The sequence below is a fragment of the Aeromicrobium panaciterrae genome, assembly GCF_039537165.1.
Taxonomy (GTDB): domain Bacteria; phylum Actinomycetota; class Actinomycetes; order Propionibacteriales; family Nocardioidaceae; genus Aeromicrobium; species Aeromicrobium panaciterrae.
Window position 1 is genome coordinate 1,918,499 of record NZ_BAAAZZ010000002.1, and the last position, 26,893, is coordinate 1,945,391.

The 26,893-nt window shown below is 68.0% G+C and carries 28 protein-coding genes; 18 read left to right on the forward strand and 10 right to left on the reverse strand.

Annotation, left to right across the window (positions count from 1 at the left end; all coding sequences use genetic code 11):
- Positions 1–15: 15 nt before the first annotated feature.
- Positions 16–855 (reverse strand): SCO6745 family protein, encoded by an 840-nt coding sequence (locus tag ABD683_RS10250; protein WP_344769660.1) that lies wholly within the window; start codon positions 853–855, stop codon positions 16–18.
- Positions 856–892: 37 nt separating this feature from the next.
- Between ABD683_RS10250 and ABD683_RS10255 the strand changes: the two genes are divergently transcribed.
- The 3 genes from ABD683_RS10255 (at position 893) to ABD683_RS10265 (ending at position 3,466) form a co-directional block, all read left to right on the forward strand.
- Positions 893–1,921, forward strand: a complete 1,029-nt coding sequence (locus ABD683_RS10255) for an NADP-dependent oxidoreductase (RefSeq protein ID WP_344769662.1) — start codon at positions 893–895, stop codon at positions 1,919–1,921.
- 172 nt (positions 1,922–2,093) lie between these two features.
- Positions 2,094–2,483: a MerR family transcriptional regulator gene (locus tag ABD683_RS10260; RefSeq protein ID WP_344769664.1), complete on the forward strand. Its 390-nt coding sequence runs from the start codon at positions 2,094–2,096 to the stop codon at positions 2,481–2,483.
- Entirely contained in the window at positions 2,480–3,466 is a 987-nt protein-coding gene (locus tag ABD683_RS10265; RefSeq protein ID WP_344769666.1) for an aldo/keto reductase, read from the forward strand. The genes ABD683_RS10260 and ABD683_RS10265 overlap by 4 nt, the downstream gene beginning before the upstream one ends.
- A 10-nt stretch (positions 3,467–3,476) precedes the next feature.
- Here the strand turns inward: ABD683_RS10265 and ABD683_RS10270 are convergent, their stop codons facing one another.
- Positions 3,477–4,109: a DUF2461 domain-containing protein gene (locus tag ABD683_RS10270; protein WP_344769668.1), complete on the reverse strand. Its 633-nt coding sequence runs from the start codon at positions 4,107–4,109 to the stop codon at positions 3,477–3,479.
- Positions 4,110–4,142: 33 nt separating this feature from the next.
- Positions 4,143–4,712: a TetR/AcrR family transcriptional regulator gene (locus ABD683_RS10275; RefSeq protein ID WP_344769670.1), complete on the reverse strand. Its 570-nt coding sequence runs from the start codon at positions 4,710–4,712 to the stop codon at positions 4,143–4,145.
- A gap of 49 nt (positions 4,713–4,761) precedes the next feature.
- Here ABD683_RS10275 and ABD683_RS10280 point away from each other — a divergent pair, with 49 nt between their 5' ends.
- On the forward strand, positions 4,762–5,730 hold the full coding sequence (locus ABD683_RS10280; protein WP_344769672.1) for a zinc-binding dehydrogenase: 969 nt from the start codon (positions 4,762–4,764) through the stop codon (positions 5,728–5,730).
- Positions 5,731–5,739: 9 nt separating this feature from the next.
- Here ABD683_RS10280 and ABD683_RS10285 read toward each other — a convergent pair whose 3' ends face one another.
- From ABD683_RS10285 to ABD683_RS10295, 3 genes are read right to left on the reverse strand one after another with little or no spacing between them, the layout of a single operon-like run.
- Positions 5,740–6,291, reverse strand: a complete 552-nt coding sequence (locus tag ABD683_RS10285; protein WP_344769674.1) for a TetR/AcrR family transcriptional regulator — start codon at positions 6,289–6,291, stop codon at positions 5,740–5,742.
- 16 nt (positions 6,292–6,307) lie between these two features.
- Complete coding sequence (locus ABD683_RS10290; protein ID WP_344769676.1) at positions 6,308–7,180, reverse strand: alpha/beta fold hydrolase; 873 nt, start codon at positions 7,178–7,180, stop codon at positions 6,308–6,310.
- 40 nt (positions 7,181–7,220) lie between these two features.
- Positions 7,221–8,180, reverse strand: a complete 960-nt coding sequence (locus tag ABD683_RS10295) for an NADPH:quinone oxidoreductase family protein (RefSeq protein ID WP_344769678.1) — start codon at positions 8,178–8,180, stop codon at positions 7,221–7,223.
- A gap of 65 nt (positions 8,181–8,245) precedes the next feature.
- On the opposite strand from ABD683_RS10295, the gene ABD683_RS10300 reads away from it, so the two are divergent.
- Complete coding sequence (locus ABD683_RS10300; protein WP_344769680.1) at positions 8,246–8,782, forward strand: phosphatase PAP2 family protein; 537 nt, start codon at positions 8,246–8,248, stop codon at positions 8,780–8,782.
- Positions 8,783–8,802: 20 nt separating this feature from the next.
- A complete protein-coding gene (locus ABD683_RS10305) occupies positions 8,803–11,322 on the forward strand; it encodes a DEAD/DEAH box helicase (RefSeq protein ID WP_344769683.1) in 2,520 nt (839 codons plus the stop codon).
- Between the two features lie 190 nt (positions 11,323–11,512).
- Here the strand turns inward: ABD683_RS10305 and ABD683_RS10310 are convergent, their stop codons facing one another.
- The gene (locus tag ABD683_RS10310; protein ID WP_344769685.1) at positions 11,513–12,817 is read right to left on the reverse strand and encodes a cytochrome P450; all 1,305 of its coding nucleotides are present in this window, start codon (positions 12,815–12,817) and stop codon (positions 11,513–11,515) included.
- A 97-nt stretch (positions 12,818–12,914) separates the two neighbouring features.
- On the reverse strand, positions 12,915–14,381 hold the full coding sequence (locus ABD683_RS10315) for a flavin-containing monooxygenase (RefSeq protein ID WP_344769687.1): 1,467 nt from the start codon (positions 14,379–14,381) through the stop codon (positions 12,915–12,917).
- Positions 14,382–14,455: 74 nt separating this feature from the next.
- On the opposite strand from ABD683_RS10315, the gene ABD683_RS10320 reads away from it, so the two are divergent.
- Complete coding sequence (locus ABD683_RS10320) at positions 14,456–15,073, forward strand: TetR/AcrR family transcriptional regulator (RefSeq protein ID WP_344769689.1); 618 nt, start codon at positions 14,456–14,458, stop codon at positions 15,071–15,073.
- Here the strand turns inward: ABD683_RS10320 and ABD683_RS10325 are convergent.
- Positions 15,067–15,594, reverse strand: coding sequence for an inorganic diphosphatase (locus ABD683_RS10325; RefSeq protein WP_425548532.1), 528 nt, complete (start codon positions 15,592–15,594; stop codon positions 15,067–15,069). The two genes, ABD683_RS10320 and ABD683_RS10325, sit on opposite strands and share 7 nt — an antisense overlap.
- A 57-nt stretch (positions 15,595–15,651) precedes the next feature.
- On the opposite strand from ABD683_RS10325, the gene dacB reads away from it, so the two are divergent.
- From dacB to ABD683_RS10380, 11 genes are all read left to right on the forward strand, one after another.
- Positions 15,652–17,058: a D-alanyl-D-alanine carboxypeptidase/D-alanyl-D-alanine endopeptidase gene (gene dacB, locus ABD683_RS10330; protein WP_344769693.1), complete on the forward strand. Its 1,407-nt coding sequence runs from the start codon at positions 15,652–15,654 to the stop codon at positions 17,056–17,058.
- A 95-nt stretch (positions 17,059–17,153) separates the two neighbouring features.
- On the forward strand, positions 17,154–18,200 hold the full coding sequence (locus ABD683_RS10335) for a zinc-dependent metalloprotease (protein ID WP_344769695.1): 1,047 nt from the start codon (positions 17,154–17,156) through the stop codon (positions 18,198–18,200).
- Positions 18,201–18,202: 2 nt separating this feature from the next.
- Entirely contained in the window at positions 18,203–19,153 is a 951-nt protein-coding gene (tilS, locus tag ABD683_RS10340) for a tRNA lysidine(34) synthetase TilS (protein WP_344769697.1), read from the forward strand.
- A gap of 4 nt (positions 19,154–19,157) precedes the next feature.
- Complete coding sequence (hpt, locus tag ABD683_RS10345; protein ID WP_344769699.1) at positions 19,158–19,715, forward strand: hypoxanthine phosphoribosyltransferase; 558 nt, start codon at positions 19,158–19,160, stop codon at positions 19,713–19,715.
- 152 nt (positions 19,716–19,867) lie between these two features.
- Positions 19,868–21,865: an ATP-dependent zinc metalloprotease FtsH gene (gene ftsH / locus ABD683_RS10350; RefSeq protein WP_344769701.1), complete on the forward strand. Its 1,998-nt coding sequence runs from the start codon at positions 19,868–19,870 to the stop codon at positions 21,863–21,865.
- Complete coding sequence (gene folE, locus ABD683_RS10355; RefSeq protein ID WP_344769703.1) at positions 21,862–22,428, forward strand: GTP cyclohydrolase I FolE; 567 nt, start codon at positions 21,862–21,864, stop codon at positions 22,426–22,428. The genes ftsH and folE overlap by 4 nt, the downstream gene beginning before the upstream one ends.
- A gap of 2 nt (positions 22,429–22,430) precedes the next feature.
- Positions 22,431–23,327, forward strand: a complete 897-nt coding sequence (gene folP / locus ABD683_RS10360) for a dihydropteroate synthase (RefSeq protein ID WP_344769705.1) — start codon at positions 22,431–22,433, stop codon at positions 23,325–23,327.
- Positions 23,324–23,761, forward strand: a complete 438-nt coding sequence (locus tag ABD683_RS10365) for a nuclear transport factor 2 family protein (RefSeq protein ID WP_344769707.1) — start codon at positions 23,324–23,326, stop codon at positions 23,759–23,761. The genes folP and ABD683_RS10365 overlap by 4 nt, the downstream gene beginning before the upstream one ends.
- Positions 23,758–24,135 carry a dihydroneopterin aldolase gene (gene folB, locus ABD683_RS10370; RefSeq protein ID WP_344769709.1) on the forward strand — a complete coding sequence of 126 codons (378 nt, stop codon included), beginning with the start codon at positions 23,758–23,760 and terminating at the stop codon, positions 24,133–24,135. The genes ABD683_RS10365 and folB overlap by 4 nt, the downstream gene beginning before the upstream one ends.
- On the forward strand, positions 24,132–24,695 hold the full coding sequence (folK, locus tag ABD683_RS10375) for a 2-amino-4-hydroxy-6-hydroxymethyldihydropteridine diphosphokinase (protein ID WP_344769710.1): 564 nt from the start codon (positions 24,132–24,134) through the stop codon (positions 24,693–24,695). Before folB ends, folK begins: the two co-directional genes overlap by 4 nt.
- Before the next feature lie 19 nt (positions 24,696–24,714).
- Entirely contained in the window at positions 24,715–25,203 is a 489-nt protein-coding gene (locus tag ABD683_RS10380) for a DUF3180 domain-containing protein (RefSeq protein WP_344769712.1), read from the forward strand.
- A gap of 11 nt (positions 25,204–25,214) precedes the next feature.
- Here the strand turns inward: ABD683_RS10380 and ABD683_RS10385 are convergent, their stop codons facing one another.
- Complete coding sequence (locus ABD683_RS10385) at positions 25,215–26,879, reverse strand: DUF885 domain-containing protein (protein ID WP_344769713.1); 1,665 nt, start codon at positions 26,877–26,879, stop codon at positions 25,215–25,217.
- Positions 26,880–26,893 lie beyond the last annotated feature (14 nt).

Sequence of the window (26,893 nt, forward strand, 5' to 3'; positions counted from 1 at the left end):
GAGGACACGTCGTTGTCACGGGTGCTGTGTCGCGGTGGGGTTGGGGAAGCTCACGACGCCCGACTTCAGCACGGCGCGGGCGAGCGTACGTAGGCCCTCCTCGACCGTGATCGCGCGCCCCGTCGCCTCCCGGTCCATCCCGGCAGCGCACACACGGTCGGTGGCGTCCTCGATCTGCTGGCGGGCGGACCTGCCGGACTCGGTGATCGTGCCGTCGGCGTCGACCCAGCCTCGGCTCGCGAGCTGGGCGTAGCCCGCGGCCCACTCGTCCTCGGTCCAGCCGCGCATGTTGCGCTGCTCGACCGCCGTGAGGCCGGCCGCCACCGCGAGCGTGTTGGCCGAGACACCGTCGAGGCCGGCGGCGGTGAGCACCGCGATGTGGCAGTCGCCGCGATATTCGCGGATCGCCGAGGCGGCCCACCAGAGCAGTCCGGTGTCGTCGGTCGGTCGCTCGAGTGCTGCGTGCGCCGCGGCGAGCGGCTTGCCGGCGAGGTTGAACCCGGAGACGATCGCCGCGAGCTCCCTGGCGACGCGGGCGGTGTCAGCGCCCTCAGCCTCCGTCGCGGGAGCGAGCGTGTCGCGAGCCAGGTCGAGACGTGCCGTGAGGATGTCGTCACGGGACGCCAGCGACCACGCGTCCGGCAGTGCGCGCTGCACCATCCGTGGCGCGAAGCCGTGGAACGTCGCGATCACCATCTCGGGTGGCGGCGTGCCCATCGGCGCGGACCGGGAGGCGAAGTAGCCCATCCAGTAACCCTTGAGCCCGAGGGCCTCGTAGCGCGCCTTGGCGTCGGGAGCGAAGTAGACGACGTCGTGCAGGACCTCGACCGAGCGCCAGAACTTGGTGGTGGGCATGAAGGCGAGTATGCCGCAGCGGGTAGGGTCACCAGCCGTGACCGAGAACACCCAGATCCTGCTTGCCTCCCGGCCCACCGGCGAGCCCACCCACGACAACTTCCGGCTCGAGTCGACCCCGGTTCCGACGCCGGGTGACGGGGAGGTGCTGCTTCGTACGATCTACCTCTCGCTCGACCCCTACATGCGCGGCCGGATGAATGACGCCAAGTCCTATGCCGCGCCGCAGCCGCTCGACGAGGTGATGCAGGGCGGCACGGTCGCCGAGGTCGTCGAGTCACACGACCCTGCGCTGAGCCCCGGCGACTTCGTGCTGTCCTACCACGGGTGGCAGTCGTACGCCGTGCTGCCGGCGAAGCACGTACGCAAGCTCGATCCCGCCCGGGCGCCGATCTCCACCGCCGTCGGCGTGCTCGGCATGCCGGGCTTCACGGCGTACGCGGGACTGCTCCAGATCGGCAAGCCGCAGCCGGGCGAGACCGTTGTGGTCGCCGCTGCAGCCGGGCCCGTCGGATCGGCCGTCGGGCAGATCGCCAGGATCAAGGGTGCTCGTGCCGTCGGGATCGCCGGCGGACCCGAGAAGGTCGCGTGGCTCACCGAGCTCGGCTTCGACGTCGCCCTCGACCACCGGTCACCGACGTTCAAGGACGACCTCAAGGCGGCCGTGCCGGATGGCATCGACGTCTACTTCGAGAACGTCGGCGGCCACGTCTGGGATGCCGTGCTCCCGCGGCTCAACACGTACGCCCGGGTGCCGGTCTGCGGACTCATCGCCAACTACAACGCGACGGAGCTGCCCTCCGGGCCGGACCGCACGCCGTACCTCATGACCTCGATCCTCACCAAGAGCATCACGATGCGCGGGTTCATCCAGGACGAGTTCGTCAAGGAGCACTACAAGGACTTCCAGCGCGACGTCGCGGGCTGGATCGCCTCGGGCGAGCTGCGCCACCGCGAGGACATCGTCGCCGGCCTGGAGAATGCGCCCGAGGCGTTCTTCGGCCTGCTCACCGGCAAGAACTTCGGCAAGCTCCTGGTCCAGGTCGGCGACGATCCGACGCGCTAGTTCGCTGCTGGAGCGGTGGATCCTCAACCGAATGGGGCCTCGTTCGGGTGAACGGTGGATCATCAACCCAAAGCGCAGTTATTGGGTTGAGAACTCACCGCCCACCGGCGCATTGGGGTGTGTGACGGATTCGATTTGACCTGGAGCGCACTCCAGGGTGAATGCTGCAGGTATGACCACAACCGCGATCCCCGCCGAGGGACTGACGATCAGCGCCGCGGCCGAGGTCAGTGGCCTGACCGTCGACACGCTGCGCTACTACGAGAAGGAGGGGCTCACCCTCCACAAGCCGGAGCGGTCGACGTCCGGTCAGCGCCGGTACGCCGAGAGCGACGTGCGCTGGCTCGGCACGTTGGTGATGCTCCGCAGGACCGGTATGCCGATCCGCGACATCCGGCGCTTCGTCGACCTCTACCGGATCGAGGGCAGCGAGCCCGACCGGCTGGCGATCCTCGAGTCGCACCGCGAGCACGTACGTGAACAGCTCCGCGAGGTGCAGACGCACCTCGAGGCCATCGACCGCAAGATCGATTTCTACAACACAAAGGTGATGAACAAGTGAAGACCACAACATGGGGAAGCCAGGGCCTGGTGGCCAGCGTCGAGGGACTCGGCGCGATGGGCATGTCGGCGTTCTACGGCAACCGCGACGACGAGGAGTCGGCGGCCACCCTGACCCGCGCACTCGACCTGGGCGTGAGCCTCATCGACACCGCCGAGATGTATGGACCGTTCCTCAACGAACAGCTCATCCACCGCGTGATCGGCAGTCGCAGCGACGAGTACGCGTTGGCGACCAAGACGGGCGTCGAGGTCACCGATGACGGTGAACGCCTCGGTACGAACGGCTCGCCGGCCTACCTCCGCAAGGCCCTGGAGCGGTCCCTGCGCAATCTCGGCCGCGAGACGATCGACCTCTACTACATCCACCGGGTCGACCCTGCGATCCCGATCGAGGAGACGTTCGGTGCGATGGGCGAGTTCGTCGCCGAGGGCAAGGTGAAGTACCTCGGGATCTCCGAGGCCGCGCCCGAGACGATCCGTCGAGCTCACGCCACGCATCCGCTGAGCGCCGTGCAGACCGAGTACTCGCTGTTCGAACGCAGCCCCGAGGTCAACGGTGTGCTCGACACGACCCGTGAGCTGGGCATCGAGTTCGTCGCCTACTCACCCCTGGGTCGCGGAATCCTTACCGGAGCGATCACGTCCACCGAGGACCTCGAGGCCGACGACTTCCGTCGCCACAACCCGCGCTACTCCGACGAGAACCTCGTGCACAACCTCACGATCGTCGACAAGGTGCGCGCCCTGGCGGGCGCCAAGGGCATCACGCCGGGACAGCTCGCGCTGGCCTGGGTCCTGCACCAGGACGGAGTGGTTGCTATCCCGGGTACGAAGCGTCGCACCTATCTCGAGGAGAACGTCGCGGCAGCCGATGTCGAGCTGTCCGCCGAGGATCTCGCTGACCTCGACGCGGCGGTTCCCGTGGGTGTCGTCGCGGGTGAGCGCTACCCGGAGGCCGGGATGAAGGCGGTCCACAACTAGGTCGACCGGCCTAGCCCTTGGCCTGCGCGAGGACCCAGTCGATCAATGGCCGGGCCTCGCGCCAGTCGGCGCGTACGTGGTCGAGCAGCTCGGGCGTGTGGATGAACGCCTCGAAGCCGTAGTTCTTGCCGATCGTCATCGACTTGTGCCGGAGGAGCTCGATGCGCGGATGGTCGACGTCGTAGCCGCGCGGCGCCGTCTTGAGCCTGTCGCCGCCGAGCTCCCAGCCTGCGGCCTGCAGTCGCGTCAGCAGGTCCTCGAGCTCCGGGCCGTGCCGGTCGTGGACGATGGCTTCGCGGATGCTGGCAAGCCGGGACGCCGACGCCTCGTAGAACCCGGCGCCGACGCGTACGCCGGGCGCGCCGATCTGGACATACCACCCGGTGGACGGCCCGGCTGCGACGAAGGCGCCCTGTGCGGTCTTGTAGGGCGTCTTGTCCTTGGCGAAGCGCACGTCGCGGTAGGGCCGAAACACCTTGCCCTCCCCGAACTCCTCGCTGAGCTCGGCCATGAGCGCCTTCATGGGCGCAGCGACCTCGGTGTCGTACGTCGTTCGGTTGGCCTCCCAGTACGTCTTGGTGTTGTCCATCTCGAGGTCGTCATAGAAGTCGAGCGCAGCAACGGAGAAGCCTTCGAAAGCCATGCCGGCGAGCCTATGCCGTGATCGTGGATCCGCTCAGGGCCGGACACCTTCCAGAAGCAGCGTGGCAAGCCGTCTGGCGGCGGCCTCTCGCTTCGCGGAGGTCTTGCCGACCAAGCCGCGACCTGCTGAGAGCAGCAGCACGACGTCGGCCAGCGTGAAGTCTTCTCGCAGGTCGCCCCGCGATTTGGCGCGCTTCAGCATGCCAGCGAGTTCATCAAGCAGCTCAGCGCGGTGAGCAGCGAAGTCCACGGCTTCGGGGTACGTCGAGAGGAACGCATCGGTGAAGCCCTGGTTCTTGGCATTGAGGGCGATGATTCGCTCGATGACCGAGCGGAACCCGCGCCACGGGTCGGGGTCCGCGGCAGCATCGCGGACGATGCCGTGGCACGCGCTCATCTCATTGACGAACGCTGCGACAGCGAGGTCGTGCTTGGTGGGGAAGCGGCGATAGAGGGTGGCCGGGCCAACCTCTGCCTGCCGTGCCACTTCACGCATCGTCACCGACAGTCCGGACTCGGCGAACAGCTGGCGGGCGACGCGCAGGATTCGATCGCGGTTGTCGCTGGCGTCCGATCGCAGGGACTGAGTCAATGTCGTGGTCATCTCCCTCACTCTACCTAAGTGGACGGAGGCGTCCGGTACGTTCCGATGCATGAGAGCTGTGACCATCCAGACCTACGGAGACCCCGACGGCATGAGCGCCCGCGACGTTCCCGAGCCTCGCGTCGAGCCCGATCAACTCCTCATCGGCACGGAGGCCATCGGGGTCGGCGGTGTCGACGCGGTGATCCGTCGCGGCACGGTCGGTGGCGGAGCCTTCGGTGTCGGTCATGTGCCGGGCAGCGAGGTCGCCGGAACCGTTCTCGCGGTCGGCGATGACATCGACGACGGCTGGGTCGGCCGTCATGTCTGGGCCTTCACGGGTCTGGGTGGTGCATACGCTGAGCGGGCGGTCGCACGACTCGAGGACGTCGTCGCATTGCCGGACGGTCTGTCCTCGGTCGACGCCGTCACGATTGGGAGTGCCGCGCCGGTCGCGCATTTCGCGCTGGAGCACGGGCGTTTCGTCGCCGGTGCGAGGGTCTTGATCCGCGGCGCGGCTGGAAGCATCGGGATCGCGGCGGTCGAGCTGGCCGCTCGCGCCGGAGCGTCGGCAGTCGCGGTGACGACCTCGTCGCCGGCGCGCGGTGAGCGCCTTCGGACCCTGGGGGCAACCGAGGTCCTCGACCGTTCGGGCAAGGATGCCGCCCTGCGCACGGATGGGCAGTTCGACGTGATCCTCGACATCGCAGGCGGGCCGGAGCTGCCCGACTTCCTCGAGCGGCTCGCTCCGAACGGCCGGTTCGTCCTGGTCGGAGTTGTTGCCGGTTACCCGCCTCCCGACTTCGGCACGTCGCTGTTCGGGCTCTTCCAGCGGTCTCTCTCGTTCAGCACGTTCAGCCTCGACACCGTCTCGCGACCAGACCTGTCGCGGGTCCGCCGAGAACTGTTCGATGCCGTCGGCCGCGGAGAGCTGCATCCCGTGGTCCACGACATTCTCCCTCTCGAGCGTGCAGCCGATGCGCATCGCGTCATCGACCAGGGCGAGGTCTTCGGCCGCATCGTGCTGACCACGTCCTAGCGGATACGGCTATTCCGGCAGGAGGTCGCCGAACAAGGCAAGCAGCGACGACTCCACCTTTGCGCGAGTCGCCGCGGCGTCGTCGGCGTACGCGATCAGCAGCGCTCCCTCGACGACGGCGCTGAGGACGATCTGGGCCAGCATGGGGGCCGGCCGCGTCGAGTCGACCACCGGAGATGCCTCGACCATGGTGATGAGCAGGCCGAGGCCGTACTGCGCCTCGAGCTCGCGCCAGGTCTGCCAGCCGAGCACGGCGGGCGCATCGGTCATCGCGATCTGGCGCACCTCGGTCCGCTCGGTGATGTCGAGGAATGCCGTCAGTGCTCGAGGGAACAGGTCGCCCTGGCCGGCGGCGATGACGTCGGCGATCTCTTGGACGATCTCTTCCTCGACCTGCTCGAACACGGCACGGAACAGCCCGCGCTTGTCGCCGTAGTGGTGATGCAGTGCGCCGCGGGTGACGCCTGCTCCTCGTACGATCTCGTCCGCCGACACCGCGTTGAAGCCGCGCTCGGCGAACAACGGACGGGCCGCGGCGAGCAGCGCCGTCTGGGTCGCCAACCGGCGATCCTCCTGACTAGGCGCCAACGCGGGTCACGAACTCGATGATGTGCGCGGCGAGCTCGGCCGGCTTGTCCTCGGGGATGAACGTGTAGGAGTCATCGATCAGCACGAGCGACGCGTTCTGGAGCGCGTCGGCGAGTCGTTCGGCCAGCGACACCGGGAACAGCTTGTCCTCGGTTGCCCAGGCCAGCAGCACCGGCTTGTCGAACGCCGGGAGCTTCTCGGCGGCGGCGAGCGTGTGCTTCTTGTTGACGCCCTTGAGGAACCGGGTGAGGTCCTTGCGGATCGCCCGGTCGTGGCGGCTCGGCGCGAGGTAGGACCGTACGGTCTCAGGCGGGATGTCGCGCTTGGCCACCCAACCGAACGCGATCGGCAGGCCCTGGACCGCCTTGATGCGCACGGCCTGGGTCAGCAGGGCGAGGAAGCCGGGTACGTGGGCGAGCCGGGGCAGGGGCGCGAACGTCGGCGGGAAGAACCGCTCGAACGCGTCGCACGAGGCCAGCACGACCCGTCCGATGCGTTCGGGTCGACGGGTCATGAGCACCTGGGTGATGGCGCCGCCCGTGTCGTTGGCCACGATCGTCACGTCGTCGAGGTCGAGGCGCTCGAGGAGGTCGGCGATGAGGTCAGCCACGCCCGGCGGCGTGAGGTCGGCGTGGGGCATCGGGATCGAGTGCGAGCCGAGTGGCCAGTCGACGGCGAAGGTGTGAAGGCCGGCGGCCACGGCGTCGGGCACCACGTCGCGCCAGAGGTCGGCGTTGACGAGCAGGCCGTGCACGAACACGACGACGGGGCCCTGGGTCGGCCCGTTCTCGAAGTAGCGCACCGTGCCAGTGCCCAGATCGAGCTCGTGCGGCGTACCCAGAGCTGCAGGATGGGGAGTCATACGGCGAACATACATACGGTATGTATGTAACGTCAACCGGTCAGGGGACGAGCAGCACCTTTCCGGTGGCGCGGCGCTCGTCGAGGGTGAGCAGCGCCTGCGACGCCTCCTCGAGAGGGAACGCCGGACCGACGACAGGCTGCAGAGCGCCGCTCTCGAGGTGCGGCACCATCGCGGCCCATTCGGTGGCGATGTGCCCGGGACGCTTGAGCACGTACGCGCCCCAGCCCACGCCGACGACCGCGATGTTGTTGAGCAGCAGACGGTTGACCTTGACGGTCGGGATCTCACCGGCCGTGAAGCCGATGACCAGGAGGCGACCGTCATCCTTCAGACAGCGCAGCGAGTCGGTGAACCTGTCACCGCCGACCGGGTCGACGACGATGTCGACGCCGCCCTGGTCCGCGACGGCATCCTTGAACCCGTCGGCGAGGACGAACTCGTCGGCACCTGCCTCCAGCGCGACGGCACCCTTCTCAGGGGTCGAGGTGACCGCGATGACACGGCCGGCGCCGAAGGCCTTGGCGACCTGGATTGCCGCGGTGCCGATCCCGCCGGCAGCGCCCTGCACCAGCACGGACTCGCCCTCGACGAGGTGTCCGCGCTCGACCAGTGCGAAGTAGGCCGTGCCGTAGTTGAAGATGATCGACGCGCCCTGCTCGTACGAGATCGTGTCGGGCAGCTTGAACGTCGTGTCGAGCGGCGCGACCGCCTCCTCGGCGAACCCGCCGAGCAGGCACAGCGCCGCGACACGGTCTCCCGGGGCGAAGCCGGAGCCCGCGGGGGCACTGATCACGTCACCGGCGATCTCGGCTCCCGGCGTGAAGGGAAGGTCGGGCTTCATCTGATAGAGCCCGCGGCTCTGCAGCACCTCGGGGAACGCGACCCCCGCCGCGCGCACGCGGATCAGGACCTGGTCATCGCCGGGCTGCGGGCTGGGGAGCTCGTTGACCTCGAGGGCCGTGGGACCGTCGAGCGTCGTGATCTGGACAGCTTTCATGGGCGAGACACTACCGCAGGACTAAGCGAGCGCTTAGTCCCGCATGCCCTCGATACGCTGGTGCGATGCAGGGACCCGACGACCAGATCATGAGCTGGATCGACGACCACCGGGTCTCCTGGATCACCTCGTTCACGAAGGCGTTGCTGCACGTCAACGAGACCCACTGGATCCTCGCGATGTTCGGACTCGTCGCTGCCATCGTGATCGTGTGGCGACGAGCGTGGCGCGTCGGGATCTCCACGGTATGGGCCGTCCTGACCGCGGGCTGGATCTCGAGCCTGCTCAAGGAGCACTTCGAGCGGCCGCGGCCCCAGTTTCCCGACGCGCTGGTCCAGGTCGACGGCTGGGCGATGCCCTCCAACCACTCGTCCGTGCTTGCGGCGGGCTGCATCACGTTCGTGTGCGCTGTCGCCTGGTCGTCGAAGCGGGCACGCCTGTGGACGTCAGTCGTCCTCGCGCTCGGGACGCTGGTGATCTGCATGGCGATGGTCTATCTCGGTGCTCACTGGCCGACCGACGTCCTCGCCGGGTGGGCGCTGGGGGGCGCGATCGGGGCGGCGTTCGGGTTCGTCTTCAAGCCACGCGCGGACGCTGCCTGACCGCCGGACACAATGGAGCGATGCGCCTCATCGATATCCTCCCGGCCGGGACGACGAACGACGAGGACGCCGTCTACGACGCGATTGCCCAATGGGTCGAGAGTCGCGGGCTGACCCTCTATCCGGCGCAGGACGAGGCGATCCTGGAATGCGTGGCGGGCTCCAACGTCATCCTTGCCACACCGACCGGATCCGGGAAGAGCCTCGTCGCCACCGGCGCCATGGCTGCGGCGTTGGCACGCGGCGAGTGCAGCGTCTACACCGCACCGATCAAGGCGCTGGTGAGCGAGAAGTTCTTCGACCTGTGCGAGATCTTCGGAGCCGAGAACGTCGGCATGGTCACCGGCGACGCTGCCGTGAACGCCGATGCGCCGATCATCGCCGCCACAGCGGAAATTCTCGCCAACATGGCGCTGCGTGAAGGCGCCGGCGCCGACATCGGACTGGTCGTGATGGATGAGTTCCACTTCTACTCAGATCCCGATCGCGGCTGGGCGTGGCAGGTCCCGCTGATCGAGCTTCCACGCGCCCAGTTCCTGCTGATGTCGGCAACGCTGGGTGACACCTCGATGTTCGAGGCCGATCTCGCCCGACGTACGGGTCGCGAGACCACGGTCGTCAGCTCGACCGAGCGACCGGTTCCGCTGGTCAGCGAATACGTCACCTCGCCGGTGCAGGAGACCCTCGAGCAGCTCATCGAGACGGGTCAGACGCCGGTGTACGTCGTCCACTTCACCCAGCTCTCGGCGCTCGAGCGGGCGCAGGCGCTCACCAGCATCAAGGTCGCGACCCGCGCCGAACGCGACATCATCGCCGACGCGCTCGGCGACTTCCGGTTCTCCTCGGCGTTCGGCAAGACCCTGTCGAGGCTCATCCGGTCGGGAGTCGGCGTGCACCATGCCGGGATGCTGCCGCGCTATCGCCGGCTCGTCGAGACGCTGACCCAGCAAGGACTGCTCAAGGTCGTCTGCGGCACCGACACCCTCGGCGTCGGCATCAACGTCCCGATCCGCACCGTGCTGTTCAGCGGACTGTCGAAGTACGACGGCAACCGACAGCGCCAGCTCCAGGTGCGCGAGTTCCAGCAGATCGCCGGGCGCGCCGGTCGGGCCGGCTACGACACGATCGGCCACGTCGTCGTCGAGGCGCCCGAGCACGACATCGAGAACGCCCGGCTGGTCCGCAAGGCCGGAGACGACCCCAAGAAGCTCAAGCGGGTCAACCGCAAGAAGGCGCCCGAGGGATTCGTGTCGTGGGGCGAGAAGACATTCGAGAAGCTCTCGACCGGCACGCCTGAGTCATTGGTGTCCCGGATGAAGGTCAGCCACTCGATGGTGCTCGACGTCATCTCGCGACCCGGTGATGCGCGGGCCTCGCTCGAGCGACTCCTGCGCGAGAGCGGCGAGACCGAGGAGTCGCAGGACAAGCTGTTGGCCGAGGTCGACGAGATCATCGACGCCCTGCTCGCCGGGGAAGTCGTCGAACGGATCGACCCGCCGGACGCCGAAGGCCGTTCGCTGCGACTCACGATCGACCTGCAGGCCAACTTCGCGCTCAACCAGCCGCTGTCGCCGTTCGCGGTGGCCACGCTGGAGCTGCTCGACAGCGAGTCGCCGACGTACGCGCTCGACGTCGTGTCGGTGATCGAGGCGACGCTCGACGACCCGCGGCCGATCGTCAACGCGCAGCGCCACCGTGCCCGCGGCGAGGCGGTCAACGAGATGAAGATGGACGGCATCGAGTACGACGAGCGGATGGAGCTGCTGGAGGAGATCACGCATCCCAAGCCGCTCGAGGAGCTGCTCACGGCGGCGTACGAGACCTATCGCGGCGGGCACCCATGGGTCGCCGACCACGAGCTGCGGCCCAAGTCGGTCGTCCGCGAGATGTGGGAGCGGGCCATGACGTTCTCAGAGCTGATCGGCGACTACCAGCTCGCCCGGTCCGAAGGGCTCGTGCTGCGCTACCTGTCGGACGTCTACAAGACGCTCGGGCGGACGGTGCCCGTTGCAGCCAGGAACACCGAGCTGGAGGACCTCACCGAGTGGCTCGGCGAGCTGGTGCGCCAGACCGACTCGAGCCTGCTGGACGAGTGGGAGCAGCTGATCCATCCCGGTGATGATCCGGCCGACGTACGCCCCAAGGCGCTGGGCGCCGAGACCCCGCGCCCCGTCACGGGCAACCCCCGCGCCTTTCGGGTGCTGGTCCGCAACGCGATGTTCCGGCGGGTCGAGCTCGCGGCGTTCGGTCGCTGGACCGCGCTCGCTGAGCTCGATGGCGAGGACGGCTGGGATGCGACGGCTTGGATGGACGCGATGGCGGCCTATCGCGAGGAGTACGACTCGATCGGGACGGGCCCGGGGTCCCGTGGTCCAGAGCTGTTCATGGTCGAAGAAGGCTCGACGACGTGGACCGTGCGCCAGACCTTCGACGATCCGGAGGGTGATCGGGACTGGGGCATCACGGCCCAGGTCGACCTGGCACTGAGCGATGAGATCGGCGAGGCCGCCGTGACGATCCTCGATGTCGGGCCGCGCTGAGGCCGAGGCCGCTTGCGGCCGAGCGTCGAAGCGCGCCAGAGAGCGGAGCGACCGTGAGCGTGCCACGCCGAAGGCGTCCGACTGCGAGGCGTGGCGAGATGCCCACCCAGCGTTGGGATCACTTGGTCACCGCGCCTCGGGCTTCGCCCTCACATTCGGCCGCGGGCGGCCTCATTGGCGAACGAGACTGTCAGCGGGCGGTGAGCTTGAGCGGTGCCTTGTCGCCCGGAACGTTGGTGATGTTGCGCAGCTTGTTGGGTGCCACCGTGGGTGCCTCGACCGAGTAGCGCTGCAGCACCTCGCGGAGCACGACGGTGCCCTCCATCAGTGAGAACGCGGCGCCGATGCAGCGGCGTACACCGCCACCGAACGGGATCCACGTGTTGGGTGCGATCTTGTCGACCAGGAAGCGCTCGGGGTTGAACACGTGCGAGTCGGCAAAGCTCGCCTCGCGGCTGTGTGACAGCATGATCGACGGGGTGACGGTGGTGCCCTTCGGGAGCAGCCGGCCGCCGACGACCTGGTCGCTCTGCAGCGTGCGGGCCACGAAGTCGATGATCGGGTGAAGGCGCATCGACTCCTTGAGACAGGCCTCGAGGAACGCCTCGTCACCGTTGTCTGCCGCGGCGAGCGCCTTGGCCAGGATCTCGGGACTGCGCCCCAGCTCGTGCAGTGTCCACGACAGCGCCGAGGCGGTCGTCTCGTGACCCGCCAGCATCAGGGTGATGAGCTGATCGCGCATCTCGATGTCGCTGAGCGGCTCTTCGCCCTCGGTGTCGCCGACCCGCAGCAGCCGTGAGAGCACGTCGTCGCGGCCGTCGAGGTCCTTGGCCTCCCGACGCTCGGCGATCTCGGCGAACAGGATCTGGTCGACCTCCTGCTGGTTCTTGAAATAGCCGCGCCACGGCGGGAGTGCGAAGAGTCGGGGGTACGACCACGCCAGCAGCATCTTGGCGTCGATGTTGACCATGCGGTTGACCTTGGGGCGCAGCACGGCGAGGCGCTTCTCGTCGGTGACGCCGAACACGACCTGCAGGATGACGTCGAGCGTCAGCGCGTTCATGCGGTCGAGGGTCATCAGCTTGTCGCCGTCGCGCCAGGAGTCGACCTCGACCTTGGCGATCGCCTCGACGAGAGGTTGGTAGGCACGCATCGACGGGCCGGTGAAGGCCGGCATCAGGAGCTTGCGTCCGCGCTGGTGTTCCAGGTCGTCGGTGATCAGCAGTGAGTGCTCACCCATGACGGGCTTGAGGATCGCGTTGCCCTCGCCGGCGTGGAACTGCGCCGGGTCGGCGGCGAAGATCTCCTTGATGTCGACCGGGTCGCTGAAGACGACGAACGTACGCGGACCCGGCAGGATCTGGATCGAGAAGGTGTCGCCGAACTTCTCATGGATGCCCGGAACCAGGCCCTGCCGATCGCGCAGGAACTTCCAGGTCATGAGCCATGCGGGCGTCTTGGGTCCCGCCGGGATGCCTGGCAGCTCGTCCGTCATGCCGCCACTCACCTTCGGAGATTTCGATTCTCGAGCGCGGCGGCCTGACCAGCAGTGCTCTCTGGCGCCCTCGCTGCGCTCGGTCGGCGCGTCGTCATCAGGCAGCCTTCTCCCACTCGAAGTCCTTGGCCTCGACCCTGCGGGTCTCCCACCAGTACTGGAACGTGAACTTGGGCCAGATCGTACGGTTCTTGCCCTGGCTGTCGAGGTACCAGCTGGTGCAGCCGCCCTGGGTCCAGATGCCCTTCTCGACGAGCTTCTGGATCTCCTTGTTGAACTCGGTCTGCGCCGTCAACGTCGCCTCGGCGGCGACAGCGCCGCGCTTGTCCATCTCGTCGAGCATCTTGATGATGAACTTCGTCTGCTGCTCGATCATGAAGACCACCGAGTTGTGACCGAGCGCCGTGTTGGGGCCGAGCATGAAGTAGAGGTTGGGGAAGCCGTGCACCGTCATGCCCATGTAGGTCTCGGTGCCGTGCTCGCGGAACTGGTCGGCGAGGTTGACGCCGTCCTTGCCCTTGACGTCGAGGTAGTCGAACGCGTCGATCACGTGGAAGCCGGTGCCGTAGATGATGACGTCGGCGTCGTGCTTGACGCCGTTGGCGTCGATGACGCCGTCCTTGACGATCTCGGCGACGCCGTCGGTGCTCAGCGTGACGTTGTCGCGCAGGAACGTCGGGTAGTAGGTGTTGGACTGCAGGACGCGCTTGCAGCCGAGGCGGTAGTCAGGCGTCAGCTTGGCGCGCAGCTCGGGGTCGGGGATCTTCTTGGCGAGGTAGCGCTTCACGATCTTCTCGGCGACCGGGAGGATCTTGACGTGGCCGTTGAAGCCGATCGCGCGCGCCTCGAGCGCCCAGTAGAGCGCGTTGCGATAGGCGCGCGTGGCTCCGGGGACCTTGGCGAAGACCTTCTTGCGCCACTCCGGCGTGGGCTTGTCCTTCTTGGGCAGGACCCACGCAGGGGTGCGCTGGAAGACCGTCAGGTGGCCGACCTCCTGGGCGATGATCGGGATGAACTGGATGGCGCTGGCGCCGGTCCCGATGACGACGACCTTCTTGTCCTTGAGGTCGACGTCGTGGTCCCACTGGGCGGAGTGGAACTTGGGTCCCTCGAACGAGTCGGCGCCGGCGATCTCCGGAACGTTGGGGATGTGCAGCCCGCCGACTCCGGCGACCACGACACGGGCTTCGTAGTCCTCGCCGCCCCGGGTCTTGACGGTCCAGACCGAGCGATCGTCGTCCCACGTCGCGCCCGTGACCTCGACGCCGAACGTGATGTAGGGACGGATGCCCTTCTCGTCGGCGACCTTGCGCATGTAGGCCCAGATCTCGGCCTGTCCGGAGAAGCTCTTGCTCCAGCTGTGGTTGAGCTCGTACGAGAACGAGTACATGTGGCTCGGGATGTCGCACTCGCAGCCGGGGTAGGTGTTGTCGCGCCAGGTGCCTCCGACATCATGGGCCTTCTCGAGGACGACGAAGTCCTCACGGCCTGAGTCGCGCAGCTTCATGGCAGCACCCATGCCCGAGAACCCGGTGCCGATGATGACGATGTCCTTTTTGATCACGTTTCGGATACTATCGGTATCTGGAATGCTTGCCAATGTGACACCGGGCGCTTCCGAATGAGAGGGGACAAGCGATGACCGTCAACGAGGTACGCGCCGTCAGCCGGGCCGAGCGCCAGGCGCAGACCCGCGAGAGCCTGATCGCGGTGGCCCGCGAGATGTTCCTCACCGACGGCTACGCCGCGACGTCCCTCGACAAGGTCGCGCTCGAGGCGGGCTTCTCCAAGGGCGCGGTCTACTCCAACTTCTCCGGCAAGGAAGAGCTCTGCATGGCGGTGCTCGACAGCATCCACGAGGAGCAGATCAACGGCGTCGTGACCGCGTTCACGCAGGGCACCGACCTCGAGGGACGGATCGACGCCTTCGCCGCGTGGGCCCAGGAAGGCGTCGGCAAGCCGAGCTGGACGGCACTCGAGGTCGAGTTCGCCGCCGTCGCGCGCCAGAGCCCGTACGTCGCCTCCGAGCTCAAGAAGCGCCACCGCGCGATCGTCGCCGCGGCCGCTGACCTCGTACGTCAGGTGACCGGCGAAGCCGGCATCGAGCTCAAGATGCCCGCCGAGCAGGCTGCCACGATCCTGCTCAGCCTCGGCATCGGCCTCGCCGCTCTCCGGTCGCTCGACAGTTCGGTCGACATCAGCGTCCTCGCCGACACCATGCGCACCCTGCTCAGCGGAGGAGCAACGGCTCAGTAGCCACCATTGGCCTTGAAGCGCTCGAAGCTGGCGGCCACCTCGGCCTCGGCCTCGACACGGCCGACCCAGTTGGCGCCTTCGACTGACTTGCCGGGCTCAAGATCCTTGTAGACCTCGAAGAAGTGCTGGATCTCGAGCCGGTCGAACTCGGGTACGTGGTGGATGTCGCGCAGGTGCTCCTGGCGCGGATCCGACGCCGGCACGCACAGCACCTTGTCGTCGCCGCCGGCCTCGTCGGTCATGCGGAACATGCCGATCGCGCGGCAGGCGATGACGCAGCCGGGAAACGTGGGCTCCGAGAGGAGCACGAGGGCGTCGAGCGGATCGGTGTCGAGGCCCAGCGTGTTGTCGATGAAGCCGTAGTCGGCGGGGTACTGGGTCGAGGTGAACAGCGTCCGGTCGAGGCGGATGCGATGCGTCTCGTGGTCGACCTCGTACTTGTTGCGATTGCCCTTGGGGATCTCAACGGTGACGTCGAAAATCACGGGTGCCTCCGGCTGGTAGCTGTGTCTGTGTGAAATCGTGTGGCGTCTGGCGCGAGGAGCGCGGCGCGACGGTGTCTCTATAGTCTGGCCCATGTGACGGACCGGGGCATACGCAGGGGTGCACGTCCTCGCGGCGCAATCGCGATCCCCGTCGGCGCGCTGGTGCTCGCGCTGATCGCCTCGGCGGTGCTCTGGACGCGCGGAAGCCTCAACCCGCTGATCTGCGACGGCGACTGCGGACCCGCGTACGTCACGGCTCCCGGCGCTCTCACGGATGCCTCCCGGCCCAAGGGCGCGACACCCCATGCGGCTCCGTCCGGCACGGTCGACGGCGCCAAGGTCGAGGCAGCCGTCGCCGGGGCGCTCGGTGATGACGCACTCGGTGGCCACGTCGGTCTCGCGGTCGTCAGTCCAACCGGTGAGGTGCTGGCGACACGAGGCAGCGGCACGTACGTGCCCGCGTCGACCGCGAAGGTGCTCACCGCGTTCGCCTCGCTCGCCACGGTCGGCCCGCAGGAGCAGTTCCACACCCGCGTCATGCTCGCCGGCGATCAGCTGGTCCTCGTCGGTGGCGGTGACCCCTACCTCCTCGTCAAGAAGCCCAAGGTGCCCGACCGTGCCGTCCGCGCGGATCTGACGACGCTGGCGACGCGAACCGCGACGGCGTTGAAGCGCGACGGTGTCACCGCGGTCAGCCTGGGCTACGACGCCTCGCTGTTCACCGGCCCGTCCGCGAGTGCGGGCTGGCCCTCGATGTACGTCACCGCCAACATCGTCACGCCGGTCAGCGCGCTGTGGGCCGACCAGGGCGAGGCGCACGGCATCCGGTCCCGCGATCCCGCGCTGAGTGCGGGCAAGATCTTCGGCCGCCTGCTCGAGGAGCGCGGCATCCAGGTCACCGGCGGACCGGCTGCCGCTCGTGTGCCCGATGGCGCCAAGGAGGTCGCGTCGATGGCCAGTGCGACCGTCGCGCAGATCGTCGAGGCGCTGGTCCGTACGAGCGACAACCAGGCTGCCGAGGTGATGTTGCGCCACGTCGCGATCGCGGCGGGCAAGCCGGCGACGTTCGAGGGCGGCGCCGAGGCGGTGACCGAGGCGTTGACCAAGGCGAGCATCGACACGACCGGGCTGAGGCTGCGCGACGGCAGCGGGCTGTCCCGCGACGACCGCGTGTCGCCGACCACGCTGGCCCAGACCATGCTGGCCGCGCTGGCCAGCCTGCGCACCTCCTCGCTGCTGGGCGACCTGCCGGTGAGCGGGTTCAGCGGGACGTTGCTTGAGCGGTTCTCGGGGTCGAAGGGTGCGTACGGCCAGGTGCGCGCCAAGACCGGCACGCTGACCGGGGTGCACTCGCTGGCCGGCTATGCCACCGAGGCGAGTGGTCTGCCGGTCTACTTCGCGCTGATGTCGGACGGCACGCCGGAGATCCCGCTCGCCGCCGCCGAGGCTGCCCTCGACCGAGTGGCCGCTGCGATTGCAGCCTGCTCGTGCAGTAGCTGAGCTCGCGAGCGGGGCCATCGGCTCATCCCGCCTCGCAGTGGCAGCTTCGCTGCGGGACGCTCACGGCCGCTTCGGCCTCCGCGTAAGTTGTAGGCATGATCGATTGGAAGCTCGCGCTGTCGACGGCGACCCGGCTGACCAAGCCCGGCCCCGACATGGGTGCCGCCGAGGTGGCCGAGGCGGTCGCGGAGCTCCGCGAGGGCGCGGCACGCTCTGAAGGACCCGTACGCGAGTTCAGCCGGCTGCACGCGACGTCGGCCACAGCACCCGTGCTGGTCGTCGATCGACCGCGGTGGATCGAGGCCAACCTCGACACGTTCCGCACGCTGATGGACCCGGTGATGGACAAGCTCCGGGCCGCCGACAAGATGCCGTCCGGGCTGAGCCGAACCGTGGGCAGCAAGGTCGGTGGCGCCGAGGTCGGCGCACTGATGTCGTTCATGTCGACCAAGGTGCTGGGCCAGTTCGACCCGTTCTGGAACGGTCCCGGCGGTGAGGGAGGGCGGCTCCTGCTGGTCGCGCCCAACATCGTCCAGGCCGAGCGCCAGCTCGGTGTCGACCCGCACGACTTCCGGCTCTGGGTCTGCCTGCACGAGGAGACCCATCGCGTGCAGTTCACCGCCGTCGAGTGGATGCGCGACCACATGCGGTCGTTGCTCGACGAGTTCATCGACGCGACCGACCTGGAGTCAGGGGCACTCTCGGCGATGGTCGGCGACTCGTTCGGCGAGATCGTCAAGATCGTCCGCGGGGAGTCCGACACCTCGATCAACGAGTTGTTCCAGAACCCTCGCCAGAAGGAGATCGTCGACCAGCTCACCGGCATCATGTCGCTGCTCGAAGGGCATGCCGACGTCGTCATGGACGGTGTGGGGCCCGAGGTGATCCCGAGCGTCGACGTGATCCGCCGCAAGTTCAACCAGCGCCGCCAGGGCGCCGGAGGCCTCGACAAGATGTTGCGCCGGCTGCTCGGCGTCGACGCCAAGATGCGCCAGTACAAGGATGGTGCCGCCTTCGTGAACACCGCGATCGACACGGTCGGGATCGACGGATTCAACGCCGTGTGGGAGAAGCCGGCCAACCTCCCGGGCAAGGCCGAGATCCTCGATCCGAAGTCCTGGGTCGCCCGCGTACACGGCTGACCATGGCGCCACTCGACCCGGCAGTCGCGGCGGGACGCAATCTCGTACGCCGTGCCCTGGCCGATCTCGGCCCGGGCAGCCGGGTGGTCGTGGCGGTCTCCGGCGGCGCTGACTCGTTGGCGCTCGCCCGGGTGACGGCGTTCGTGGCGGGCCAGGAGTCGTGGGACCTGCGCGCCGTCATCGTCGACCACCAGCTGCAGGACGGATCGGCCGACGTCGTGGAGCGGACGGCCAAACAGCTCGCCGCGATCGGGATCGACGCCGAGGCCGTGACGGTCGACGTCGGGACGGACGGTGGACCCGAGGCTGCTGCACGCTCCGCCCGGTACGCCGTGCTCGGGGCGCAGCAGGCCGACGCGGTGCTGCTGGCGCACACCCTCGACGACCAGGCCGAGACCGTGCTGCTGGGACTGGGCCGCGGGTCCGGCCCACGCTCCATCGCGGGCATGGCGGAGGTCAACGGTGTCTTCCGGCGGCCGTTCCTCCAGCTTCGGCGCAGCGACACCGAGCAGATCTGCCGGGCGACGGGGTTGACGTGGTGGACCGACCCGCACAACGCCGACCCGGCCTACCGCCGCGTGCGTGTCCGCACCGAGGTGATGCCGGTCCTGGAGGACGTGCTGGGTGGCGGCGTGGCCGAAGCGCTCGCCCGTACGGCCGACCAGGTCCGGGCAGACGGCGCGCACCTCGACGCCATCGCCGACGCCGTCGAGCAGCCGCTCGACATCGCCACGCTCGCCGCGCTGCCCGACGTGATCCGCTCGCGGGTGCTGCGCCGTACGGCCCTTGACGCCGGAGTCAATCCGTCAGAGCTCGCCGCCGTGCACCTGGCGGAGATCGACCGGCTGGTCACCGATTGGCACGGCCAGCTGCGCATCGAGCTGCCGGGAGGTGTCGCCTGCGTCCGAGTGGGGGATTCCCTCGCGTACGTCACGACCCCTGTGGGAGGGTGAACCCGTGGATCAGACGCATGTTGCCGGAGAGATCGAAGCCGACCAGGTCCTGCTGACCGAGGAGCAGATCATCGCTCGCCTCGCCGAGATGGCGGCGCAGATCGAGGCCGACTACGAGGGCAAGGACCTGCTGCTCGTCGGTGTGCTCAAGGGTGCCGTGATGGTGATGGCCGACCTCGCACGCAGCCTCAACCGGCACGTCGAGATGGACTGGATGGCGATCTCGTCCTACGGCTCGGGCACCAAGTCGTCAGGCGTCGTACGCATCCTCAAGGACCTCGACACCGACCTCAAGGACCGGCACGTGCTCGTCGTCGAGGACATCATCGACACCGGCCTGACGCTGTCGTGGCTGATCACCAACCTCAAGTCACGCGGCCCGGCGTCGGTCGAGATCGCGACGCTCCTGCGCAAGCCCGAGGCGGTCACGATGGACGTCGACGTGACGTATGTCGGCTTCGACATCCCCAACGCGTTCGTCGTCGGCTACGGCCTCGACTACGACGAGAAGTACCGCAACCTGCGCTGCATCGGCACCCTCTCGCCCCACGTCTACTCCTAGGAGGGCCTCGATCGGGAGGCCCCACATCGTGACCGTGCGCTCCAGCAGGAACTAACCCTGATGCGGGCATCGTTCCATGGGTGTAACGGTCGGCGTGTACCGTCTAGATACCCACTATTTACTAGGGAGAAGTGGACTCGTTCCACACCGTCATGAATCTGAAACGCCTCTTCAAGGGTCCATTGCCCTGGATCATCCTGATCGCCGTGATCGTGTTCACGGTGCTCGGCTTCGCCAACTCCGCCGACGGCTACAACGAGGTCAAGACCTCGACGATGGTCGGCTACATCGACGACGGCAAGGTCAAGGACCTCAAGTTCGTCGAGGGTGACCAGGAGATCAGGGCCACCCTCAAGCAGGGCGGCAAGAAGGTCCGGGCCACGTGGCTGGGCGATCAGGGCTACGAGCTGGTGCAGAAGGCCGACAAGGCCAAGGCGGACAACACGCTCCCCAACTACGACGTCGAGATCCCCAAGAGCAGCCCCATCGTGAGCCTGCTGATCAGCATCGCCCCGTTCGTGCTGATCTTCTTCTTCATCATGTGGATCATGAACAACGCCGCCGGTGGTGGCGGCCGCGTCATGCAGTTCGCCAAGTCCAAGGCGAAGCTGATGAACAAGGACACCCCCAAGACCACGTTCGCCGACGTCGCCGGGTGCGACGAGGCGATCGAGGAGCTCGGCGAGATCAAGGAGTTCCTCCAGGCCCCGGCGAAGTTCCAGGCCGTGGGCGCCAAGATCCCCAAGGGCGTGCTGCTGTACGGCCAGCCCGGCACCGGCAAGACGCTGCTGGCTCGTGCCGTCGCCGGCGAGGCGGGCGTCCCGTTCTACTCGATCTCGGGCTCTGACTTCGTCGAGATGTTCGTCGGCGTCGGCGCCAGTCGTGTCCGCGACCTTTTCGAGCAGGCCAAGGAGAACGCGCCCGCGATCGTCTTCATCGATGAGATCGACGCCGTCGGACGCCACCGTGGCACCGGCATGGGCGGCGGCCACGACGAGCGCGAGCAGACCCTCAACCAGCTGCTGGTCGAGATGGACGGCTTCGACGTACGCGGCGGGGTCATCCTGATCGCCGCGACCAACCGCCCCGACGTCCTCGACCCGGCGCTGCTGCGCCCCGGTCGCTTCGATCGCCAGATCGGCGTCGAGTCGCCTGACCTCAAGGGCCGCACCCAGATCCTCAAGGTGCACGCCCGCGGCAAGCCGATCGCTGCCGATGTCGATCTTGAGGCAGTCGGCCGGCGTACGCCCGGCTTCAGCGGTGCCGACCTCGCCAACGTCCTCAACGAGGCCGCGCTGCTGACAGCCCGCAACAACGACAAGATGATCGACAACGCCGCCCTGGACGAGGCGATCGACCGTGTCATCTCCGGTCCGCAGAAGCGCACCCGCCTGATGAACGAGAAGGAACGCCTCATCACGGCCTATCACGAGGGTGGCCACGCGCTGGTCGCCGCGGCGCTCCCGCAGAGCGACCCCGTCCACAAGATCACGATCCTGCCGCGCGGTCGCGCGCTCGGCTACACGATGGTGCTGCCCGACGAGGACAAGTACTCCCAGACGCGTGCCGAGCTGCTCGACAAGCTGGCCTACATGATGGGTGGCCGCGCCGCCGAGGAGCTGGTGTTCCACGATCCGACGACGGGTGCCGGCAACGACATCGAGAAGGCCACCGGGCTCGCCCGGTCGATGGTCACGCAGTACGGCATGACCGAGCGCCTCGGTGCCGTACGTCTCGGCGAGGACCAGAGCCAGCCGTTCCTCGGCCGCGACATCGGACACGCGCGCAACTACTCGGAGTCGGTTGCCGCGATCGTCGACGAGGAGATCAACAAGCTGATCACGTTCGCGCACCAGGAAGCGTTCGACATCCTCGACGAGAACCGTGACGTGCTCGACGAGCTCGTCCGCGAGCTGATGGAGAAGGAGACGCTCGACAAGGCCCAGGTAGCCGAGATCTTCAAGCCGCTGCGTCGCCGCGAGATCCGTCCTCCGTGGACCGGTTCCAAGACCCGCGTTCCGTCCAAAGTCCCGCCGATCGTCGGTGCACCTCGCCCGAGCACCAACGGTCACGCTCCCGAGGTCGGCGTGGTCATCGGCCCCGACACCGGGCCCGACGCGCCGTCGCCGGATGCGCCGGAGACTGCGTGACGGTCGATCTGCCTCGCGCCGAGGCGGCAATCCGCGAGCTGCTGTTCGCGGTCGGCGAGGATCCTGACCGGGACGGTCTCCGCGACACGCCAGCGCGCGTCGCCAAGTCCTACATCGAGCTGCTCGCCGGTCTCGACCAGCGGCCGGAGGATGTCCTGACCGCGGTGTTCGAGGTCGGCCACGACGAGCTCGTGCTGGTCAAGGACATCGAGATGTGGTCGATGTGCGAGCACCACCTGGTGCCGTTCTTCGGCGTCGCCCATGTCGGCTACATCCCGTCCGAGGGCGGCAAGGTCACCGGCCTGTCCAAGCTCGCCCGCGTCGTCGACGTGTTCGCGCGTCGCCCGCAGGTGCAGGAACGCCTCACCACCGAGATCGCCGAGGCGCTGGTGAAGCACCTCGAGCCGCGCGGCGTGATCGTCGTGATCGAGGCGGAGCACCTGTGCATGACGATGCGGGGCGTGCGCAAGGGCGGTGCCAAGACGATCACGAGTGCCGTACGCGGCCAGCTGCGCGACCCGGCGACCCGAGCCGAGGCCATGGGCCTCATCACCTCGCGCTAGCGATGCTCCCCGGACTCGCCGACGACCGGTGCGTCGTGATGGGCGTCGTGAACGTCACGCCCGACTCGTTCTCCGACGGCGGCAAGTGGCTCGACCCGGTCTCGGCGATCCGCCATGGTGTCGAGCTCGCCGAGCAGGGTGCCGATCTCGTCGACGTCGGCGGTGAGTCCACCAGACCCGGCGCGATCCGGATCGACGTCGATGAAGAGCTGCGCCGCGTCGTACCCGTGATCGAGGGCCTGGTCGCGGAAGGCATCACGGTCTCGGTCGACACGATGCGCGCCGCCGTGGCCGAGCGGGCCCTGGAGGCTGGCGCGGCGATCCTCAACGACGTCTCGGGGGGCCGGGCAGATCCCGCGATGGTCGGCGTCGCGGCGGTGGCGCGGTGCCCTCTCGTGCTGATGCACTGGCGCCAGCACTCGGCGGTGATGCAGGACCGGGACCACACGACGTACGACGACCTGGTCGCCGACGTGATCCGCGAGCTGATCGAGCAGGTCGAGGTCGCGCTGGCCGCCGGCGTCGACCGCAACCACATCATCATCGACCCGGGACTGGGGTTCTCCAAGACCGGTGACCAGAACTGGTCGGTGCTCGCCCATCTCGACCAGCTCACCCAGCTGGGTTATCCCGTGCTGGTCGCTGCGAGCCGCAAACGGTTCCTGGGGGAGCTGCTGGCCGCTGACGGCGAGCTCCGCCCGATCGACCAGCGTGAGGACGCGACGACCGCGATCACGGCCCTGTGCGCCCAAGCCGGTGTGTGGGGCGTACGCGTCCACGAGCCGGCCGCATCGGCTGACGCCGTACGCGTGGTGGCACGCATGCAGCGAGGTACTCCCCCTACGCGTCTGCACGTGGGCGCTCAGTCAAGAGGTGCGCGTGGGGGGACTCCCACTTGACCGAGGCCGCATTGGCGACGCACAGGGCGTTCTATGACGCCGTGGAGACGGGGGACGTCGACCTCATGGCGTCGCTGTGGGTCGATGACCACGGCACGTCGTGCGTGCACCCCGGGGCGGTGCCGCTGCGGGGCACGTCGGCAGTGCTGCGGTCGTGGACCGTGCTGATGGCGAACGTCGGCTACATCCAGTTCTTCCTGACGGACCTCGACATCTCGACCCTTCCGCCGGGCGATGATGACCCGGCGGTCGTCACGATCACGTGCACCGAGAACATCCTCTCGGGCGCCGAGCAGCTGGGGCCGGAAACCTTCTCAGGGGCCAAGGCGGTGTGCACCAGTATCTTGGTACGTGACGGCAGCGGGTGGAAGTTCTGGTCCCGTCACGCTTCACCGGTCGCCGAGATCGGCGACCCAGATCCGGAGGACAGATGACGATTCCCGCAGGCCTGGATCGCATCGACCTGATGGGCGTCAGCGGCCACGGCTACCACGGACTGTTCGACTTCGAGCGCGAGCACGGCCAGCAGTTCTCGGTCGACGTGAGCCTGGGTCTCGACCTCGGCCCGGCGGCCCGCGACCACGACCTGGCCAAGTCCGTCGACTACGGAGTGCTCGCCAAGGGGGTGCACGACGTGATCGAAGGCGATCCGGTCGACCTCATCGAGACCGTCGCCCTCCGCATCGTGGACATGTGCCTCGCCGACGAGTCGGTGCAATGGGTTAGCGTGACGGTGCACAAACCTGAAGCGCCCATCGCGGTGACGTTCTCCGATGTCGCCGTCACGATCGAGCGGAGCAAGCAGTGACCGAATCACCCACCCCGTACGTGCTTGACGCCGACACGATGACCGGTGGCATGCGCCCCATCCGTCAAGCCGTGCTGGCATTCGGGTCCAACCTGGGTGATCGTCACGGCAAGCTGCAGGGCGGGGTCTCGACGCTCGAGGACACCCCGGAGGTCACGGTCGTCGCGATCTCTTCGGTCTACGAGACCGACGCCGTCGGCGGTCCCGCCGACGCCGGCAAGTTCCTCAACGCCGTCGTGCTGATCGACACGACGCTCACGGTCCACACGCTGCTTGATCGTGCCCTGGCGATCGAGGACGCGTTCGGCCGCGAGCGCTCCGAGCCCAATGCCCCGCGCACCCTCGATGTCGACCTGATCGTCGTGGGTGACCGCATCGCCGATGACGAGCAGCTGACGCTGCCGCACCCGCGAGCACATGAGCGGGGCTTCGTGCTCGTGCCGTGGCTCGAGATCGATCCGGAGGGCGAGATCCCCGGCAAGGGCTTCGTCGCCGACCTCATCGCCGATGTCGACACCTCAGGCGTCACGAAGCGCGAGGACCTCGAGATCATCTTGTGATTCCCGGGCTGGCCAGCGCATGAACAAGTCCAGGCGTACGTCGGCGCTGTTGCTGGCCGCGCTGATCGGCACCGGGCTGGTTCTCGGACGCATCGTCCCCGAGCTGCTCCTGCGCGCCGACCGCAGCGTCCCGGTGGTCGGCTGGGGTGCCGCGCTGGCGCTGTTCCTCGGAGCACTGGTCCTCGGGTTCCTCGCCTGGAGCACCTGGCAGAGCCTGCACAAGAAGAACCAACGCATGACATCCGACCATGGCGTCACGATGCTGGCGCTCGCCAAGGCCAGTGCCGTCGTCGCGGCCCTGTTCGCCGGCGTCTACGGCGGTTACGCGGTGTCCTACCTCGACTCGTTCGACTCGCCGCTGGGCAAGGACCGGGTCATCCATGCGGGCGCCGCCGCGATTGCGGGACTCCTGATGATGGCGGCGGCGCTGGTCCTGGAGCGGGCTCTGCGCATACCGGGTGACGACGACGAGTCCGAGGGCGGCAAGACCGCCCCCACGCCGGCCTGACCGAGGCCGCCCTAGCCCAACAAGGCTTGGCGCAGGGTGCCGAGACCGACGCTGCCGACCCCGAGGGCGCGGCGGTGGAACTCCTTGAGGCCACCGCCAGGCGACTCCGTGGCGTTGGCGGCGACCCACTCGGCACGGAGCTGCTCCCAGATGCGCTGGCCCACCTTGTAGGACGGCGCCTGGCCGGGCCAGCCGAGGTAGCGGTTGACCTCGAAGCGTACGAACGGCTCGTTCATGTTGACGTGCTGCGCCATGAAGCCGAAGGCGTCGTCGCCGGTCCAGGTGCCGGAGCCGTCCGGCTTGGGCTTGCCGAGGTGCACGCCGATGTCGACGACGACGCGGGCCGCACGCATGCGCTGGCCGTCGAGCATGCCGAGCCGGTCGGCGGGATCGTCGAGGTGGCCGAGCTCGGCCATGAGCCGCTCGGCGTACAGGGCCCAGCCTTCGCCGTGGCCGGAGTTCCAGCTGAAGCGGCGCCAGGCGTTCAGCTCGGCACTGTTGTGGACGGCGAGTCCGCACTGGAGGTGATGACCGGGGACACCTTCGTGATAGACCGTCGTCAGCTCGCGCCAGGTATCGAACTCGGTGACGCCCTCAGGCACGCTCCACCACATCCGGCCGGCGCGCTTGAAGTCCTCGCTCGGCGGCGTGTAGTAGATGCCGCCCTCCTGGGTCGGCGCGATCATGCACTCGAGCCGGCGCATCGGCTCGGGGATGTCGAAATGAGTGTCACCGAGCTCGGCCACGGCGCGATCGCTGGTCTCATGCATCCAGGCCCGGAGCGCATCGGTGCCGTGCAGCTTGCGACTCGGATCGGAGTCAAGGTGCTGGATCGCCTCGGCCACCGTGGCGCCGGGCAGGATCCGGTCGGCGACGGCGTTCTGCTCGGTGACCATCCGGTTGAGCTCCTCGACACCCCACTCGTAGGTCTCGTCGAGGTCGATCTCGGCACCCACGAAGTAGCGCGAAGCGATCGCATAGTGGTCGCGGCCGACGCCGTCGGCCTGCGGCGCATGCGGCGCGAGCTCGTGGTCGAGGAACTCCACGAGGGCAGCGTAGGCCTCGGTCGCCGCCGTGGCACCCGTCTCGAGCTCGCGAGCCAGGGATGACGGCGCGTCCGGGCGGGCGGCGAGAGCCCGGAAGAAGCTGTCGGCTCCGGTCTGCTTGGACGCCTGCGCCGCGACCTCGCGGACCTGGCGCACGGCCGGCGCATTGTCCGCCGCGATACCGGCTCGCAGTGACTCGATGTAGCCCGCCATCGCGGACGGGATGTTGTGCATGCGTTGCGCGACGTGGGCCCAGTCGTCGTCGGTCTCGGTCGCCATCAGGTCGAAGATGTCGCGGAGGTCCTGTCCGGCCGACGCGATGACGTTGAGGTCGCGTTGCCAGAAGCCGGCGTCGTGCTTCTCGAGGTCGAGCTCGAGCGTACGGATCAGCTCGGCCTGCGTGATCGCGTCGACGGTGTCGACGGACTGGGCATCGCGTACGCGAGCCAGCATCGATCGCGCTGCGTCCGCGTAGGCGGCGTGGCCGTCGGGCGAGCGGTCGGAGTAGTCGGCCTCCCGCCCGGGACGTCCGAGGTGGATGTGCAGCTCTGGGGTGAGGTCGAGCAGGGTGTCGAGCCACTCCTCTGCCAGCTGGTCGAGGCCCGTCGGGTTGCGAGATGGTTCAGCCATGGCTCCAACCTACG